Annotated in this window: 10 protein-coding genes; all 10 read right to left on the bottom strand. The window is 47.4% G+C overall.

Annotated elements, in window-relative coordinates; translation table 11 throughout:
* Positions 1–45: 45 nt before the first annotated feature.
* Positions 46–3,411 (bottom strand): DEAD/DEAH box helicase family protein, encoded by a 3,366-nt coding sequence (locus tag M891_RS0100050; RefSeq protein ID WP_028537355.1) that lies wholly within the window; start codon positions 3,409–3,411, stop codon positions 46–48.
* Positions 3,412–4,596: a restriction endonuclease subunit S gene (locus tag M891_RS22930; protein ID WP_051416774.1), complete on the bottom strand. Its 1,185-nt coding sequence runs from the start codon at positions 4,594–4,596 to the stop codon at positions 3,412–3,414.
* On the bottom strand, positions 4,593–6,047 hold the full coding sequence (locus M891_RS0100040) for a class I SAM-dependent DNA methyltransferase (RefSeq protein ID WP_028537354.1): 1,455 nt from the start codon (positions 6,045–6,047) through the stop codon (positions 4,593–4,595). Before M891_RS0100040 ends, M891_RS22930 begins: the two co-directional genes overlap by 4 nt.
* Positions 6,048–6,081: 34 nt before the next feature.
* Positions 6,082–9,441: a UvrD-helicase domain-containing protein gene (locus M891_RS0100035; protein ID WP_084628768.1), complete on the bottom strand. Its 3,360-nt coding sequence runs from the start codon at positions 9,439–9,441 to the stop codon at positions 6,082–6,084.
* Positions 9,434–12,397 (bottom strand): PD-(D/E)XK nuclease family protein, encoded by a 2,964-nt coding sequence (locus M891_RS0100030; protein ID WP_028537352.1) that lies wholly within the window; start codon positions 12,395–12,397, stop codon positions 9,434–9,436. The genes M891_RS0100035 and M891_RS0100030 overlap by 8 nt, the downstream gene beginning before the upstream one ends.
* 41 nt (positions 12,398–12,438) lie before the next feature.
* Positions 12,439–13,392 (bottom strand): helix-turn-helix transcriptional regulator, encoded by a 954-nt coding sequence (locus tag M891_RS0100025; protein ID WP_028537351.1) that lies wholly within the window; start codon positions 13,390–13,392, stop codon positions 12,439–12,441.
* Positions 13,393–13,446: 54 nt separating this feature from the next.
* Positions 13,447–13,698: an HIRAN domain-containing protein gene (locus M891_RS22925; RefSeq protein ID WP_198032006.1), complete on the bottom strand. Its 252-nt coding sequence runs from the start codon at positions 13,696–13,698 to the stop codon at positions 13,447–13,449.
* A gap of 129 nt (positions 13,699–13,827) precedes the next feature.
* On the bottom strand, positions 13,828–14,949 hold the full coding sequence (locus tag M891_RS0100015) for a Fic family protein (RefSeq protein WP_028537350.1): 1,122 nt from the start codon (positions 14,947–14,949) through the stop codon (positions 13,828–13,830).
* A 92-nt stretch (positions 14,950–15,041) separates the two neighbouring features.
* Complete coding sequence (locus tag M891_RS0100010) at positions 15,042–15,998, bottom strand: 3'-5' exoribonuclease YhaM family protein (protein WP_028537349.1); 957 nt, start codon at positions 15,996–15,998, stop codon at positions 15,042–15,044.
* Between the two features lie 507 nt (positions 15,999–16,505).
* Positions 16,506–17,772 (bottom strand): IS1380 family transposase (locus M891_RS0100005; protein WP_028537348.1); only part of this gene is annotated, 1,267 nt, incomplete at its 5' end.

Raw genomic sequence — 17,772 nt, 5'->3', positions numbered from 1 at the left:
GATGCAAGTAATTAAATTAGTAGTAGTATCTACAATCCGAAAATACTAAGCCCCAACAACCTCAGCGTTCTTATTAATCGTATCAATAATACCGATAATTGCTCGTGCATCGTCCAGATTATTACTAAACAGTTCCGTGATACTGCCGACCGAGCGGAATGGCTCCTCTTGGAGTACGGATTTTTCAAGAATACCGTTTTTCACTACATAATCGATAATCAGCTTCACAAACCGTAGTTGATGGACATTCAGACGGTTTTCCTGCAGGAATACCGTGAATGCTTCATTCGCGGCTTCCTGGTCGAGCCCTACGACCGTCCGTACAAGCTTCGTTACCGGTAAGTCTTTATATTCCCGCTCATAATCTTTTTTGGTTCCGAGTTCTGCCCATAGAATATGTTCAAGCGTCTCCAGATCTTGTTTCGTGATCGGTTTGTTGTTGCGCAATTTATAGATAGCGATTTGATCCTTGTTCGTTTGTAAATACTGGTTGACCTTTTTACGGTAATTTTGCAGGTCATTGGTGTTATAGAAGCCTCTACTTTCCTCTACAGCAAGCCATTCATCTTTGAAGTTCGTATAATAGATTTGTTGTGTTTCCCGTTCCAGGAATTTAATGAGATCCCGTAAAGCAACACGAACTTTCTCCATTTCGAAGATGTCCGCTTCTTCCCAGAACTCTGTCGTCAAGACCTTCTCTATGACATGTCGCTGTGCGACGACTTGAGGAATCGTACCCAACTTGGAGAGTTTTTCTGCCGTCTCCATGACTTTGCGAAGCGGCTTCACCGATTGTGTTCCCTGAAGCTTAGCCAATTCGATGATCATCATCATATAATCAAACCGCTTTGCTAATTCGTCATGGTCTAAAGAAACGACAAGAGGAGCAATATACTCCTTCAAATCCCCCATATCAGTATCGGTTAAGGAGCGCCATGCAGCGTCATTTTTATACTTATGGACATACTGGATATGCTGTCTGATGCGAAAATGCTCCTCATTTAGCGCACTCACGCTATCCTTCAACAATTTCACCAATTCCGTGCGATGTTCTATATATTCGGGTTCCTGATAACGCAGTTGTTGAAGTTCACGTACAATCTGAGTACGAACATTGAACAATTTTTCCGATAAGGTCTCGGCAATATCGGTATCCTTCCCTTTCGGATTGGCCCGGAAATACTCAAAGTTACGGCAGAAATCAAAGATCAGGAATTCCTGCTTGTCCTCACCAATACCATGTAGATCTTTACACAACCGTGTCCCTCGGCCCACCATCTGCCAAAACTTCGACTTCGAGCGAACTTTCTTGAAGAATACCAGATTGACAACCTCAGGGATGTCTACGCCTGTATCGAGCATATCAACGGAAACAGCAATTTGAGGAAGCTTGTTCCAAATGGAAAAATCATCAATCAGAGATTGATAATAATTCGTTTTGATATCAATGACCCGTGCAAAATGCCCCTTTAATTCAGGATACAGGCTATCGAACCGCTCTACAATTGCAACTGCATGCCGATGGTTTTTGGCAAATATGATGGTCTTGCCCAGCTTATCTCCGCCTTCTACCTTCAAGCCCCGCTCCATAACAAACTGCAGCACACGGTCTATCGTATCCTGGTTAAACAACCATTCGTTAATCGCTGCACTATCAATATCCCGCGGCTCCTCTTCTTCATCCTCCAGCAACACTTCTTCGTATTGCTCTTTTTCCTCTTCGGACAGATCATCGTAGCGGATGCCGTCGTCCATGATCTTGGTTGTTGTTTCCACGGTACGGTAATCCACCAAATATCCTTCCTTGACTGCTTGCTCTAGTTCATAGGCAAAGGTTGGAACACCATTTTCCAGACGGAACACGTCATATGTGTTTTTGTCGACTTCATCTTTGGGAGTTGCCGTCAAGCCCAGCAGGATAGCATCAAAATAATCGAATATGGCCTTATATTTCTTATAGACGCTTCGATGCGATTCATCAAGGATGATCAAGTCAAAATGACCAACCGTAAACAGCTTTTTGCCGTCCTTTCGCTTGGCCTCATCGATTGCGTTCATCATCGTCGGGTACGTAGAGAAAACAATTCTCGCCGTTTCCGGATTATCCTTGCTGTCCAGCAAGTTGCATAGTGTCATATCGGGCAAATACTGGCTGAAGCTGTTTTTGGCTTGACGAACAAGCGTTGTACGATCAGCAAGAAACAACACATTCTTCACCCAGTTATGTCGGCTAAGCACATCAACAATAGCACTCGCGGTACGTGTTTTACCGCTGCCTGTCGCCATGACAAGTAAAGCGGTCCTCTGTCCTTTGTTTAATGCATCACAAACCGAGAGGACTGCTTCATGCTGATAAGGACGATTTACAATGGAGTTGTTGATTTGTACACCCTGCAGCGGCCTTCGGATCGAGCGCCGGTTCACGAGAAGCTGCAGCTCATCCTGACTGGCGAACCCGGATACTTGCCGACTGGCATAGTAAAGATCATCCCAGAAGTTCGTTATAAAACCGTTCGTATAATAAATGACCGGACGCTGTCCGTACCTTTGCTCCAAACAATCCGCATAAAGCTTTGCTTGCTGCTTACCTATATTGGGATCAGAACTTGTTCGTTTCGCTTCCACAACGGCAAGGGGCTTCCCGTTCTCACCGAATAACACATAGTCGACATAACCGATCCCTTGTCCGTTTGGCATACCTTGGACTTCAAACTCTTCCAATACATTTTGCCGGAATGTCCATCCTGCAAGCTTTAGCTCGAGATCAATATAACGTTTGCGGGTCTCATATTCACTGATTTGATCCGGCGCAAAGTCATACTCAAGGGTATTCTGTGCTTTGCGTTCTGTCAGCAGCTTCCGAAGCTCTTCGTTTTCTTTAATCAGATCTTCCAGCTTACGGTCCTTTGAACCTAAACGGTCGTATAAGTCCTGGAGTTCCTGAGGTCTCACTTTCTCTTGGCGCTTGTTCTCTTCCAACAGGAGTTTTTCATCAAAGCTTCTCGCGGTATACTCGACCGAATAGCAATAATCAATCCAGCAGATAAAGTTATGCAGGTTACGAAGTGACAGAATTGCTTCGCCGCGGCTGATCGTCGCATTCGAATGTACAGCGGCATTGCCTAGCTTCGTGATATATTTCAGCTGAGGTAACATGGATTGATCGATTACGCGGAGAAAAGTTACATCGTGAATCAAGCTTGACAGATTGTCTTGATAGGGAACCTTCAAGTCGCTATCATAGGTAAACAGCCATTTTACAGCAAGCTCCAAAGCCCGTCTGCACAGGATAGCACTGGTCGCCGGACTGACAACCAATGCTTTCTCCGCCTCTACACATGCACCTGCAAAGCTGGCATATGTTTTATTTGCACTGAGAAATCCAAAATTTGATAATTGTACATCGCTCATCTAGACCGCTACACCGTCCTTCACTTTCAATTCGCCTTTAAAAGCTTTTTGAAGCAGGGCTTGGAAGTTGGATTCTAGTTGTTGGAGAGAATGAAATTGCTTCCTCTTTTGTAGTTCAATCTTATGGACTATCGCAGAGAATTTATTTTGTAATTCTGGGTCAGGAAATATTACTTCAAAATTTAATAACTTGCTCTTTGATATATTTGGCATGGATCCGGCAGTACCGCCTGCTAATTTTTGAATTTGCTTTTTATATTTGGGATAATTAAATAGTTGCCACAAAAAGAGCTTATTCATTTTACTATCTTCTCTTAAAACAAATCGGAAAATGGTATCGGGCAACATTAATTTTGAGGGTGTTTCAAAAACATAAGCACAAGTCCCAACAAGATCTAATGTATTTTTCCTAACAAATAATAAGTCTCCCGCTCTAACTTCTAAGCTAGGCTTTGGAATAGTACTTTCTGTTATTACTTTATTTTCAGAGGCATTGTATAATCCCGACGTAATTGCACTTAACTTAAGAACTCCCCATTCATCACTGTTTGCTTGAGTGGTTTTACATACTGGGCTCCATCCACTCTCAATATCCTGAATAAATTTGTTAAATATGTGTTGTTCCCAAGACTTATCATTACTAACTGGATCACCAAACATATCCAAAAACACAGCTTGAACCAATTCATCAAGCTTGGCTATTGCTTGTTTGCGCTTATTAATTAAAGTTTGGGCTTTATCTAGTAAATATGCAATTTCTTTTTGTTGATCATACGAAGGTAACGGGACTTCAATATCTTCTAAAACTTTCTTATTGATATGCGGAATTGTTGCCCCAGTGCAATTATCTCTTAGATAAGAACTCTTTGATCGAAGAAACATTGCTATATATGGAATATAATTATCGGAATCCAGTGGTCTTAATACAGCTAATGTACTGCCTATAATTCCCGTGAGATTATAGCCAACTGTTCCCGCATTGGCGCCGTCCCATGCAATCAATACATCATTACTTGTTACGTATACGCCATTATCAATTTTGTTTACCATTTTAATGTTGTTGTCATTTCGTAGGTCTTCTATCTGTATATAACGAACCATCTCGTTCGCAGCATTTGCTTGAGCATCTTCATATTTTTTTCCTTTAGCAATTGTAAATAAATCTCCAATCCTTCTAACTCTCACCCTAGCAGCGCCTCCAGTTCCTCGAGACCTTTAACAATTTCTTCCTCTAGTTGCTTGATCGAAGCCAGAATAGCTTTCGGGTCCTCGTACTTAACTTCCTCATACTCTGTTTCTTTGTAACGATTAATACTGAGATCATACTCATTGTTACGAATCTCATCTACCGGAACCAGGAAAGACTTCTCCGTGCGTTTACGCTCTTTCTCTGCATCCCAATTACCAAAACGCCCAACAATATCGGGGATATCATTCGCCTCAATCGGATTCCGCTTATCATCTAGCGAGTAACCATCCGCCTTCATGTCATAGAACCAAACGTGATCTGTCCCGCCTGCACCTGTTTTGGTAAAGATCATAATAGCTGTCGAAACCCCAGCATACGGCTTGAAAACCCCGCTTGGCATTGAAATAATTGCTTCAAGTTTGTGATTCTCAACAATTTCCTTACGAATATCTTTATGAGCCGTACTGTTCCCGAATAAAACACCGTCCGGTACAATGGAAGCGCAGCGTCCCCCAACTTTGAGCATACGTAGGAACAGAGCAAGGAACAGCAACTCCGTCTTCTTTGTGCGGGTCACACGCAATAAGTCCGCTGCTACCGCATCCGCATCAAGCGACCCTTTAAACGGCGGATTGGCTAAGATTAGTGTATATTTGTCCTTGTCGGTATTGTTTTCATTCAAGGAATCACGGTATTCGATATTCGGGTTATCCACTCCATGAAGCAGCATATTCATAGCACCGATACGAAGCATCGTACGGTCCATATCGAAACCGTAGAACATATGATTATTGAAATGCTCCTTTAACCCCTGAACTAGGAATAGATCGGCATGATGGTTACGCAAATATTCTCCCGCGGCAACGAGAAATCCCGCCGAACCAGCAGCCGGGTCACAAATAATATCTTCAGGCGTCGGTTTCATCAAAGCGACCATCATTTCGATAATGTGTCTCGGAGTCCGGAACTGTCCGTTCGTTCCAGCTGTAGCTACCTTGGATAGCAGATACTCATACAAATCCCCGTTAGTATCTCTATCCTTCATGTCAATCGTATCGATGCCTTCGACAATGCGTACAAGCATATTCGGAGTCGGGATCATAAAGATGGCATCACCCATGTATTTGGCATAGGCTGAATCCTTATCTCCGTGAAGCGTCTTGATGAAAGGAAATACTTCGTTCGAGACAACATCATACATCCGCTGAGGATCGAACAATTTAAATTGACTCCAGCGTAAGTGTTGCTTGTCACTTGGAAATAATCCGGTAAAAGGTAACGACAGCAGCACGGATTCATTTTCCTTACGCGTTTCCGCTTCGTCCAGTCCTTTAATGAACAACAAATATGTAAACTGTTCGATCACACTTAATGGGTTAGTGATTCCGCCGGTCCAAAATGTCTCCCAAATCCGGTCTACTTTTTGCCTTAATTCACCTGTAATCATAACGATCTCCTCTGCCATGTAGATTCTTGTCTAATTATACTACGGACTGTCCTAATATGACATGTTTCTGCAAACTAACAAAATACAAACCAGCTTCCTTCACTTGATAGCCGAATGTCTCCGACCAGGGTTTAGCATAAGCCTGCACTTGTGGCGCATAAAACCGGACAAACTGCTCCAATTTGTTCTCATCCAATTGATCCGTTTTGAAGTCGACGATCACCCAGCCATCTTCCTCTTCGAAAGCGAAATCTATTACACCCTTCACCAAGAGATTGCCGCCGTTATTGGACTGTTGTGTTAATGCCGCGGCGGCTGTTTCCGACATCGTTTGCTCGGTTGCGGGATAAGACGTTGTCTCCCTATTGCCCTGAACCATCATGATCGGGATTTCAAACAACCGTTGCTTCGCTTGCAGACTGCGCTGCCAGAGTTCACTTTCTAGAACTTCTCGGAGAACAGGCAGGGCATCCCCCGCGTCCTTCTCTGATACTCCTTCGGTCTGGCAGAGGTATTGAACGTATACAGGCAATTCGCTCATCGGAAGACCTTTTCCAACTGCTTCAAGCCCCTTATGGATCACGCTGCCGAAAGATTGGCCCCTCCCAGTGGCTGACCATTCCGGCGTGTCGCTCATGCTCTTCGTCAGCCCGGTAACGGTTGATTCGGCATAAGTCGGTTGGCGCAGTTGATGGAACACCTGCTCTCTCTGGGCCAAGTAAGCACCTAGATCAATGGATGAGGCTTCGGACCCGGATAAACCAGATGAAGTTGTCCCAATTACAATATCTCCGTCAAGTTCCCGATCATACTCATCTGTTTGAACATCCGATTCCGGAACATCCAACTCCCGGATTAGCTCCATCCCATCCATGAGTGAACTCCACGGGCACTTGGCAGGTTGTTCGGGATAGAGACAGACCACTAGCATTTGTTTCGCTCGTGTCGCCGCGACATAGAGAAGTCGATCCCGCTCCGCATGCATGAATGCTCGCTCCCGCACGCTCATCGCTTCCCAGCCAACCGGCTGGGCAATCGTTTCCTTCTGGAACCCTTTCGATTGTTGGATCAGGAAATAGCCCGCGGCCTCAGCCTCCGAACGATCAACAAACTGGTCGGCGTCATGATCCTTCTCCCCGCAAGGACAAGCGAGAAACACGATAGGCGCTTCAAGCCCTTTCGCCTTATGCACGTTCATGATCCGAACCGCTTGCCCTTTGCCCGCGTAGAGACTGGCGGTTTCCATGCCGTTACTCTCCCGAATGTTCGAAATCGCACGCGTCAGTTCATGCCAATCCGATGCGAGCATGGCGTCACGTTGCAATAATTCCAGCATTTTAAGCAGTGTTCCCGAACGGTTCGCCCCTGCTTCTTGCACCGTGGAATAAGGCAAAAGACCAGTATCCTCCAGAATGCGGTACAAGGCTGCCCATGCAGGCAATTCTTTCACCCAGCTGGCATATTCCCGCAGTTTCCGGCATGCAGCGACAACTCGATTATCCTGTTCTGCTGACTCCTCTGGCAGCCGGTAGATCGACCACGCATTCCCTTGAACACGATACGCCATTAGTTCCTTGTCGCTAATCCCGAATAGAGGTCCGCGCAAGACGCTCAGCATCGCCACCTGATCGGATGGATCGGCCAGGTAGAGGGCCAATTGTCCCAGCGTATGAAGCTCGGGGTATAGAGCGGAGCTTCCGACAGTTTCCGCAGCAACGCCCCGCTTCTCCAATTCTTCTGCGTAGAGATGCAAATAATGCCTCGTTCTTGTCAATATAAGAAAATCGCTGGGCTGCGCCTCTCTGAGCACCCAAGATGAACCGTTGCGCTCCTGAACCTGCAAATTTCCGTCGCGGCAAGCCCACGCGATGGTTGCGGCAATACGCTGTGCGTCAACCGCCGCTACTTCATCCTTGCCTCCGGGAATTTTCGGGTAAGTGAGTGCATAAACCCCGTGACCCGCGCGCTTATTCCCCTTTGGATTCGGTATATTCGTTTCCATCCGGACATACGCCGCTTGAACATCGGTTTCCCGGACGGGAAGCTTGCCGACAAATTGCCCGTTCACAAAATCGCCGATCGCATCGACGGATCGGAAATTGCTGGTCAAGTGAAGCACATCTCCACATGCTTGAATCCGCGATTTAACCTCGTTATAAATGGAAATATCCGCGCGGCGGAAACGATAGATGGACTGTTTCGGGTCTCCCACGAGGAACAAGGAACCCGGCTTTGGAGTAAGCTTCCGCCAATTCCGTTCATTCGGATCATCGCCGGCCCCCGTTAAGAGAAACATCATTTCCGCTTGGACCGGGTCGGTGTCCTGAAATTCGTCGACCATAAGCCGTTGGTAGCGCCCGGCGAAAAATGCGCGAACCTCCGGGTAATCACGCAGAAGACGGCAGGCATACATCAGCAGATCCTGAAAGTTCAGCTTCCCTGCCTGCAATCGCCGTTCTCTGCAATACTCCAATGCAGGCAAGACAAATTGAATGACTTTCGGATACAGATATTCCCGCCACGATTGAAGAAAGGGGAACAGGACCGTAATCTGCCAATCGTGAAATCGTTCGGATATGGCTTTGGCTTGCTTCTTATCCGTCCATTTGTACTGCTTCACATCCAGTTTGAAGTCAAACATCTTCGCAAGCGTTAGCATCAACATATCGTCCTGCTCATCCGACAACCGCAGCATACGATTAGCAGTACGCAGTTTTGCCTGAAGATTATCCCACCCTTTTTCCGGTTCAGCTGTCGGTAGAAACCTGTTGGCTTCTTCAATCATGGGAAGCAAGGAGAGTCGGATGAGGTTGAAATCAGGACGATGAACCGGTTCGCAAGGGATTTGGAGATCCGTAAAAATAGATACCCGATCATAGACATTCTTCAGGATGCTGACGTCGATTCCCACCTCGGTAAAGGAGGCAAGTGCTTCACTATCTTCCTCCTGCAGCTGAATCAGATATTCATCCCAGCATTGATCGTGGAACGCGCGATTCATTTCATCATCCATTTCTTCGAAAGAAGGGTCCAATCCGGCCTCAATCGGACGCTCGCGAAGCATGGAGGAACAGAACGCATGGATCGTTCCAATGAAGATTTGGTCCAGATTGGCCAAAGCTTCTTCCATTCGTTCTCTAGTTTCGCCTTCAATATCAGCCGTTTTCCGCTCTAAAGCAATGCGGAAACGCTCCTTCATCTCATCCGCCGCTTTATTCGTAAAGGTGATCGCCGCAATATGCTCCATCTTCGCCGTTCCGGACTCGATGAGCGCCAGCAATCTGCCGACCAAGCTGGTTGTCTTTCCCGAGCCTGCACCGGCTTCTACCAGAAAGGTCGTGTTCAGCTCCTCCAATATCCTCTTTCTAGCTTGTTGATCAGATGGTTCATTCAATGTTCTCCACCTCCAGCAGCGTGTGCAGTAGCTCCGAATTCACTTCGTCCTTTCGCTTATCGGCCATCATCTCTGCGTGCTCTCCGCATACAGCCGCAAAATCGCAATATCTGCAGACCCCAGGATTTGAAGCGGGAATAAACAATCCCTGTTCCATCGACGAAAGGATTCCTCGGATCACCTCGGTGACTCGATGACGTTCGGTTTGCGAGCACGCAATCACTTGCCCGTGCCCCCGTTCGCTTGGAAAGACGTAAGACGCTTCAAGCACTTTTGCATCAGAATCCACACCCGTTTGCCGCATCCAAAGCTCCGTCCCCATTGCGTAAAGCGCGTGTTGCAGCTGCGTACCGCCTGCGAACATGCCATTTTCCTTGTAAGGCCGAGGACTGCCGGTCTTATAGTCGATAATTCGATATTGATGCGACGCAACTTGATCGATCCGGTCGACGATCCCGCGCAGCGTAATCGCCATGTCCTCGCCAAGCTCAAGGTGCAACGGCTGGCCGTCCACGATGAGCTCTTGTTCGAAAAACCGGGGGGCCGTCTTAGCCTGCAATTCCATGCGATAGAACACGTCCACATCCCGGAGCATCGCTTGCCGTTCCCTCTCAAACACATGAGGGCTCGGTGCCGGAATCCGCTCGGCATATAAGAGAATCGTCTCCTCCGCAATACGAAGCAAACGGGCATGATCGTGTGTAATAGACACGGCTTTACTTGCGCTGACTTCCGTCATATAACGACGATAAACCTCGTGCAGCAGCGAGCCTCTTTCATTCGGCTTCAGCCAGGAGGTACGGTCAAAAGTCACCTGATCTTTCACGCGAATCCTGAGCACATATTGGAAAAAGTACCGCATCGGACATTCCGCGTACTTCTCCAATTGACTTGCGCTAAGCGTCCGTTCGTCCCGGCCTTTCCAATAATCAGCCCATTCATCCCCCGCAATATATCCGTCATGCTCCGTCACTTGCGAGCTGCCGCGTGCCTCGAGTGCAAGTCTGCCTTGACGTAGCGACGGATAGACCGATTCGATGAAGGATTGCCGGTCCCTCATAAGGTTTACATTCGCATGGATTTGTCGGAAGACATAATGAGAGCCGTCCAATGGCAGTCCATTTAGCTCAGTAGAGGATGGCTGTTCTACATCCAAATACCCGACAGGTTCGCCTAAGCTTCGGTGCAACATCTCATAGTCCGCATTCGTTTCTCCGGATACTTTTCGGAATACCTGTAGAAGTTGAAAAGCCGGGCTTGCTGTCGCTCCTTCTGCCAAGTCATACGACGAGAAGCTAAATGTGATATTGCCGCTTATCATCCCAAGCCGACCATCACGAAGGCGTTGCCGATCTCTTTGTCTCTGCACGGCTGTTTGAAGCCCGGCACCGATCCGTCCGCACTCTTCATCGAGAAGCATGGGATTTTGCCTGATATTCCCGGACCACGACTGTTCATCCATCCCGAGAAGAAACGTATGTTTTCTCCCGCTGATCCCCCCGTTCGACAAACTCGATATGTACAGGAATCCGGGCTTGGGTAACCGTTGCACCCCGACTCGAAGTTCCTGCAGCATGTCTCGGGCATACAAGAGCATTTGCTGAAACGGCATCGAGTCCGGAACAGGACATTCCTGCAGTTCTTTAGCGATACCTTTCATTTCTTGCAGGACGATCGCATCATCTCCCGTTCCGCATACACCAAATCGATCCAAGATGTTAACGAGCCATCCCCAGATTCCCTTAGGAGAGGAGAGCGCCGCTTCGTCAGGAAACAATTCTCCCAGGAGGTTTGTCAGATGCTTCTTGATCTCGTCATCCCGCTGTTGTTGTTCCGTCCGCTCCCATTCTTCGGGTTTTTCATCTGCATCCCCTTGGAACCGAACATGCCCCGACCCCAGCAACTTGATATACCGTTCTTTCCCCCAGCCGATTCCGCTTTTCTCCAGAGCTCGAATACAATCCGCATTCGTTATTCCTTGCTCACGATCGGAGAACGTAATCAATTGCTGCTGCAGCATCGATACGAGCGGCCGCACCTGATAACCGGACTCCAACCAGTTCAGCAGGAAATGGGCGGCTCTTCCCATTCCGGATGTAATCACAGGCAGCCCGTCTGCAAAGGAACAGGGAAGACCGAAAGAAGCACACATGGTCGAAATAACCAACGCATATTCTTCATCCGCGACGATCATCTCTACTTCATCCAATGGAATCCTACACTGAATGATTCGTCTCAATGCTTCGCGAACCTCCGCCAGCCTTCCGGTCGCATGATAGAACTGAACCTCTCCGAACGGCATTGTGGATTGGACGTCAGTGAAGGAAGAAACCGCTATAATCCTCGTCATCCGTCCGTTTGACAACCGCTCCATCATCCGGGCGGAAACCGGTGAAAGCGGCATAGGGTCTGGCAGAATAAGCTCCACGTTTTCCGGCAATTGGGTTGGTAAATGCGACAAAAGGCCGGGGAAATCGATCCAGCTCCGCTGATTCAGAAAGCGCTCATACGCTGACAGCACCTTTCTGACATAGCTGCCTTTTTGCTGGCTCAAAAATTGATCGCTTCGCAGTTCTTCTGCTTTCACCCCGGCACGGCGCAGATCCATAATGGCTTGGTGAACATGCATGGCAATACCAGGCTTTACTTGATCCACCGCGATGTAGGAATCCGGCTTGGAAGCCATTTGTTCCATGACATGATGGATAATCCAAAAGGACCGCTGTTCCCCGATGAAAGTCAGCCCTTGTTGATACAGGGAGAACTGAACCTGACTTCTTACAAAGGATTGAACCGTTTGGACCTCCACGTTCATAACCGGCCCTAATTCCCGGCATATTCGCATCAACCAGGACTGTCCTTCGATGTAGGAAGGAGCAATAATCATTTTGCGGCGAAATGGCTCTTTACGGATTGCATCATATAAACGTTCTAGAAACGTGCCTGCTATTTTCAAAAGGGACACCTTCCTTTCGTCTATCGTTCAACAACAGCACCTTACTGCCCATACAACTTCCCCCAACGCTGTAGCTGTTCCTTGAACTTTTCCCGGACAGATGCAGGCTCTAAAATCTCCGCTGAAGGTCCGTACTGAACCACCCAATTCATAAACTCCCGCTCGTGGTTGACGGTGACCTCGAATAATAAGCTGCCGTCCGGCAGATCGGTCATCTTCGGTCTCACGAATAATTCTTCTTCCTTCACATACCGTGCGACATCAGGTTGGAATTTGATCTTAAAAGTGATTAAAGAATCCCCGCGTTCAATCGACCAGGTATGCTTCATATACTGAGCAATGTTAAAATCACCCTTGTCGAATCGATTACTTGTCAACTCTACATGGCGGAAACGGCTTATACGAAACGTGCGAATGTCCTGCTTGGAATGACAATAGCCGATCAAGTAAAACCGTTGATCCCTTGGAACCAGGTAGTACGGATCAATTTCGCGCTCCGTCAATTCATTCCGGCTCTGGGTATGGTAAACAGCCCTGATCGTCTTACTGGCGATAATCGCTTCCATGATGGGCAGCAAGAAGTTGGTACTGTTCTCCCGATAAGCCGGGGTGCCCATTTGGATCATGCCTGCGACATTTTCCAATGTATCGTACCGCTTCCGGGTTTCTTTCACATGGTTAGCCATCACCTTGTCGTAGGCGGATTCAAAGCCTGGGGGCAACTTGCTGGTGTCCAACACGGAGGGCAGGACAGAGAACACCAACGCTTCCTGCTCCGTGAAATTCAGCGGGTACATGGCGAAATTACCGACAAAACGGTACCCTTTCCCATAACCCTCGTTCGTGATCGGTGCGATCAAATCCAAAATCCTCAAGTCTCTGTAAATCGTTCGATCTGTTGTCTCGCATTTGTCCGCCAGCTCCTTGGCCGAAATCCCCGGATTGGATTGAATGGCGAGAAGTATTTTAAAGAGCTGAATCACTTTATCCGTCATGCTATATCTCCTATCGTGGCATATAGAATGTAAATCCTTATCATCATTGGGATTCTACGCTTTACCTGGTTCTTCCTGCCTATAAGGAGAAAACGCAACGGCGCTGCGGCATCCTTTCGGTACGGTATGCGGACTGTTGGCGACATAACCGATTTTGCCCAATGGGATCATATCCACCTTTATCGCTTCATGGTCATGCGGATTATCCGGGTCTTTGATCAAGTGAACGATTTGACCCGGCTTTAGAAATGCTGCTCCGTAGTAATGCTGCGTGCCTGTGACGGCGATATAGATCGGTTGATCCACTGTACTCACTCCCGCATGTCTTTCCTCCATTATGACAAATCGCAACGACCATAGATTGTCAGCGAATATATGTTCTTCGCACAAAAAAAAAGCACTGCGGCATCTCAACTTGAGATCGCAGTGCTTCATTCATTTTAGAAAATGAGCGAACTGATCCGGGGCATTCCGAATGTCTTGGGCCAGCTTCTCGTACTCCGCGGATAATTTGATCGAACGAACTCTTTTGGCGTCTTGATCGCGCGGCTCAATGAATCCTTCTTCTCTCCAATGACTTACCTTTTCCCTTATTGAACGGTCCGACAAACGCAACAGGTCCCTCATTTCGCTTGTCGTTAGGGTGTCTTGTTTAAAGGTTAATTGAGCAAACACCATTCTTTGCTGGGGATCTAACTTGCGAATTAGATCCGGTTCGATTTTCGTCATTTGAGCAGATTTCTCCGTTACGATGGCAGCGGCTTCTTGAAAAACCTCCGCCAAACCATCGATAAAGAATTCCAGCCAAGGCGTCAAATCAGCTTCATTCCGACCAAAATAATAATTGTGATGGAGACCCAACTGGAGTCGGCGATAATATTCAGCCAAGTTGCGGTCATAGAAATTCTCGAGTACAAATAACCCCTTTAAGCCATATCCGCCGCGTCGTAAAAGATATGTCGTGATCATCCGAGCCGTTCGGCCATTCCCGTCCAAATACGGATGAATCGTTAGGAACTGCCACATGAATATGCCAGCCTTGATAGGAACCGGAACCGAATAGGTTTCCGGCGAGTTCACCCAGGCAACCAAATCCTCCATTAATACCGGGACATCTTTCCATTCCGGCGGCAAATAAAAACCGGAGGCATTGCGGCTGCCTACTTGATTCTGTTCTTCGCGATACTCGCTAACACGCGGTCTTCGTCCGTGTGATATTCGGATAATAGCATGCAGCTTTTTAATAAATTCCTCTGTGACCGGGAGCTGTCTTTTTTCGGCTTCATCCAGGTATTCCAAAGCTTTCATTAAGTTATAAACTTCCTGCTCTTCATTGTCATTGCTGGTTTGGTACAAGACTTTTCGCTTCGTCGCCTCGTCAAGCGTGTTTCCTTCAATTTTCGTTGAAAGAATGACCGTCTTTTCCATCGATTCTTTCTTAAGCAAATCCAGAATAGATGCGGGCAGTGGAAGTAAATCCACCACAACACTGGCGCGTTGTATATCCATTAGTCTGCGGGCTATGGTGTCCGTTATTGAATATTTGGGTGTAAACATAACATCACCTTCCTCAATAACATTATACCATTGCCGCTATTTTGCCGCAAAGTATTTTTGTTTCATTGCATTTTCTTCGTATATTTTAATTTCTACAATGACATCCGGTACAACGCTTTATTCTCCAGCCCTCGGACTGGCTGTGTCCACAACTCCTTGTCCGAAGTGGCGCTTAGTGCGTCCTCCGCCATCTGGAGTTTGGCATCCAGTGCGTCAATATAGTGCAATGCTACCGCTTCTGCCGTTTGCGGCTGTACCGGGCTCCCCCATTCTCCGAGGTTATGGTGAGAGAGAATAAGGTGCTGCAATCCGATTACTTGTTCCGAATCAAGCGGAAGTTCCAGCCGCAATGCAGCTTCTGTGATCCAACCAGCTGCCATTGCAATATGACCGATCAACTTTCCCTGAGTGCTATAATCTGTCACGACCCCAAGCTGAGCGATCATCTCCTCTGGCTTTGCAATATCGTGTAGGATAATCCCGGCTTTGATCATATCCTCTTTTAGAAATGCCCTCTGCTTGCAAAGGAACTCGCCGATCTCTAGCATACGAACGATATGATAGGCCAAGCCTGCAAAGTATGCATGATGGTGCATTTTGGCTGCCGGATAATGAGCCAGTTTCTCACTCACCTTATCGACGCAAAAGCTTACAATATCACGAATGACCGGGTCCGAAATACTCTCGATTACTCTGTATATGACCTCTAATAATTCCGCAGATCCAATTGGAGCCGCCCGAATAAAATCGGTTAGAGACACACCGTCTTCATTACTTACATTGCGAATCCGGGTGATCTTAACCTGCGGCTTTTCCCGATACAATTGAACGATTCCCTGAACCTTGACTAGCGTCATCGGAGAAAAGCTGTCTTTTTCTGTTTCCTTCACATCCCAATACTTTGCAGGGAGCTGGCCGCTGGCATCACACAGCACCAAATCGAAGTAATCCTTTGCCGGGGATGTATTGGTCTGCTTCAGCTCCAGCTCTTTCAGCAAATAGAAGCCGACGAATTCATCATTCGTACTCAGATCTTTAATCAATGTCATTCTTTTCACCCCCATCTACAACTCCAAAAACTCTGCCTCTGCCTCAGTGATCTAGTATATTTTTATTTTATAATTAAGTCATGACAACTTTTTGTCAGCGAATATATGTTCTGCACAAAAAAACGACCAGATCTAATCCGGTCGCGTAGAATTCCTTATTCACATTGGGAGAAATGTAAAATTCAAGATTTAATCATCTTCGGTTAGTAGTAATTCCCTTTTACAAACATCACACTGGACCTTGATAACCAATCCTAGACTTGTTGGTATAAATATGTACGCAAACTTTGCTCCCGTTACATCTTTGGGTTCACATTTATCCCAATTATTAACCTGAATTTCGAAAGTGCATAAGATCAATGCAAGATGCTAAAGCAATGGCGACTTAAGAAGTGAAAAGGTGGGAGTTTCCCATGTTTTAGTGGAGACGGAAGCTTGCGGCAGATGGTCTTTCCCCCTCCCCAATGAAGAGGCAGTCCTGATTTCCATGTAAAATTTTGCTTATCATTATTCTAACTGCGCCACTCGAACCTCGATTCGTTTCCAGACATAACGGCTGGGAAAGTCCCTCGCAAGCTTGAGTAGGATAGAGCGACCATGCCGAATGAGCGTTGCGGCGCAATAAAAGAATTCCAGACGGAACCGGGCAATCGTATAGCCTTGATGGACTGGCTCACAGCAGTCACGTTTGAAGCGCTCGAACAAATTGTAGGCCAGCAGCTTGATCAGCAGATCCAGACCATTGGCTTTGAAATCACCTGTCGCAATGCGATCGATGGAAAACCCGTTCTTGGCTTCCTTAATGTAATTTTCCATGCAGCAGCGCTGATTGTAGAATCGCCACAAATCGATCGGTTCCCATTCCAGATTAGTCACCATGGCTTCGTACTGCCAGTCCGAATCGAATACAATGCGGCCTTGGCCCTCCTCGAACACTTGCGCCTTACGGATGATCGCTACACGACGCGCCTTGTTCCAGGAGGTCGCTTGGTAGATCAAGCAAATACCTTCGATGATCCACTCTTCGTCGACATATCGCGTCCAGTAACGACAAGCCCCAACTTCCTTGGCCAGCCGCTGGGTCCATTTCAGCTTGCCGACATAGCCGATGTGGTGCTGCTCCCACAAGCTGTAAAAATCTTCACCGCCAAAGCCTTTGTCGAACCTTGCGTACTTCACTTTGTGTTCGTCGAGCAGTCTAAAGGTTTGCCGCAGGAAGTCGGCCGCATCGGTGGAAGAGTGCGTATTGCCCGGTCGAAGCACGGCGTTCAAGTTTAGTCGGCTCTGGCCTTCAAAGGCAAGCAGGGGATGATAGCTCTTACGCCCGGGCTTGTGTGGATTTGTGCCTTTGGCCGCGCCGGACTGATCGCCATACACGGTCTCTACCGTGGAATCCAGATCGAGAATCAGCTCAGGTGGCAAGCAGGGTCGAATGATCTCTTGATTCAGCCTCCGCAGTTCGTTAACCAGAGAGGGACAGAAACGACCAAGCCGGATCAATTCCTTGTACAACAGACTGTGATGCGGGCAGCGGCCGCCGAGAAAGNGCCTCAGCAGCACGTCGCTTTGCAAACGACGGAAATGAAAAATCCGTTCGCAGCCAAGCATCCAGCCAACGATGAGATAGAGCAGAATACGGTAAACGGGGAAGAGGGAGTTGCGCGCTTTGCCGCCGGAGAGGCTGCACATCGCCTCCGGCAGTTTGATTTTTTCGAGAAAGGCCAGGAAGATTTTGATGCCGCCGCAGTTTGTTGCGTTTTGTAGTGAAAATTCT

This window comes from Paenibacillus sp. J14, from assembly GCF_000518465.1.
GTDB classification, from domain to species: Bacteria; Bacillota; Bacilli; order Paenibacillales; family Paenibacillaceae; genus Fontibacillus; species Fontibacillus barengoltzii.
This window is presented reverse-complemented; position numbering and strand designations above follow the sequence as displayed.